The following is a 1,302-nucleotide window of genomic DNA, read 5'->3' as shown; positions in this document are numbered from 1 at the left end:
CTTAAATGTTTCAGGATATACTCCACAAAAGCGTTTAAACTCTTCTGGATTCAAATTTTTTACTTTTTCGTAAGTCATGGTTTTTCTGAGTGTTTTACTTTATTGTACATAATCAGTTCCTATTTTTGCAGGAGGTCTAATCTATCTTTAATTTAATTAGGACTTGCTGAATAAATGTGAAATCTAGGCAAGGTAAGGGTTTTGTGGTTTTTCTCGCGAAACAGCTGCAAGATTTTGAGAGAATCGTGCTTCCAAACCTTGCGTCTTCATCAGATTTTCTATCCGAATGCTTCGCCCGTACTTTTTGCCGCAAACCCTAATTATAACCAGCTACTTAGTTCCGCCATAGAACTCCCTTGAGCCATCTTGCACACTTTTCTCTTTTTGTCAAATTTTATGTTAAGAAAGATGTGACTAATGGATAGTATCAAGGGGGGCAGGGGGGATCAAAGGCAAAATTTATCTTCTATTTAATTGGAACTACTTACTTAGCAATAATTAACAATGGCTAACCCACAATTATCTTTATCTCCCAGTCAACCCCTGAAAAAAGTTTCTATTCCTTGGGTAATTACCATTAGTTATCTAGTGGTTTTGTTGGTTTTACCAGCAGCGGCACTATTTGCTAAATCCCTAACTCTTGGTTTTGCCGAATTTTGGCGCATTGCCACTTTACCGATTTCTTTATCCGCCTACCAAGTCACTTTTTTTACTTCCTTAATCGCTGGACTAATTGACGGAGTTTTTGGCACTATTATCGCTTGGGTATTAGTGCGTTATCGATTTCCTGGGAAAAAAATTGTCGATGCTTGTGTAGATTTGCCCTTTGCTTTACCCACTTCTGTTGCTGGTTTAGTCCTCGCCACAGTTTATAGTGATAACGGTTGGATCGGTCAATTTTTTGCCCCCTTTGGTATTAAGATATCCTTTACCATTTTAGGGGTTTTTGTGGCGATGTTATTTATCGCTTTACCCTTCATTGTCCGCACCCTACAGCCGGTTTTACAGGAAATGGAAAAAGAAGTAGAAGAAGCAGCTTTATCCCTCGGAGCTTCCTCTTGGCAAATCTTTTGGCGAGTGATTTTTCCCACAATACTGCCCGCTATTTTAACAGGAGTTGCCCTCGGTTTTGCCAGAGCGATCGGTGAATATGGTTCTGTAGTTAAGTACCTAGGCAAAATTAATTACATACTCGCCTCCAAAATTGTCCAGCACTTTTTTAACGTAAGCGAGGAGGCTCTTTCGGTCTTTATAGGCGCTAAATTCAATCCATTCATATTTTAAAAATCTCCATAATATTTC

At 38.9% G+C, this 1,302-nt stretch carries 2 pseudogenes; one reads left to right on the top strand and one right to left on the bottom strand.

Annotation, left to right across the window (positions count from 1 at the left end):
• Positions 1 to 504: 504 nt before the first annotated feature.
• Positions 505 to 1,164 (top strand): annotated as a pseudogene (gene cysT / locus O9323_RS02370) (sulfate ABC transporter permease subunit CysT); the annotation flags it as partial.
• Between the two features lie 6 nt (positions 1,165 to 1,170).
• Here the strand turns inward: cysT and O9323_RS02365 are convergent.
• Positions 1,171 to 1,302 (bottom strand): annotated as a pseudogene (locus tag O9323_RS02365) (IS630-like element ISMae24 family transposase); the annotation flags it as partial.

The sequence above is a fragment of the Microcystis sp. LE19-131.1A genome (genome assembly GCF_027532015.1).
Classification (GTDB): Bacteria; Cyanobacteriota; Cyanobacteriia; order Cyanobacteriales; family Microcystaceae; genus Microcystis; species Microcystis ichthyoblabe_A.
This window is presented reverse-complemented; position numbering and strand designations above follow the sequence as displayed.